The organism is Paraburkholderia sp. SIMBA_054, from assembly GCF_046534875.1.
In the GTDB taxonomy this organism is placed as follows: Bacteria; Pseudomonadota; Gammaproteobacteria; order Burkholderiales; family Burkholderiaceae; genus Paraburkholderia; species Paraburkholderia hospita.
The window spans coordinates 1-258 of the sequence record NZ_JAWRXV010001131.1; the positions used below are offsets into that span (position 1 = coordinate 1).

Annotated in this window: 1 protein-coding gene; it reads right to left on the reverse strand. The window is 54.7% G+C overall.

Going from position 1 to position 258, the window contains the following annotated elements; genetic code table 11:
• On the reverse strand, window positions 1–258 hold a 258-nt coding region (locus SB822_RS58695; protein ID WP_410859322.1), incomplete at both ends, for a hypothetical protein.

The following is a 258-nucleotide window of genomic DNA, read 5'->3' on the forward strand; positions in this document are numbered from 1 at the left end:
CAGGCCTGCCTGATTGAATGCCTTCCATTGGGTGGTTGTCATCCCTGGCACCTGGCCTTTTGCGGACATCCAGGGGACCTGCCTTCCTGCCAGTCCGGCCATATCGAGCTGTTTGAATTGCTTGTCCGAGAGAGAGCTCAACTGGGTTTTGGTGAGATATGCCTGCGCGCCCGACTTGTTGAACGTCTTCCATTGAGGCCCGGTGAAGGCTGCCAATTGCCCTTGGGTAAGAGATTTGACCTGGTTTTGCGTCAATAT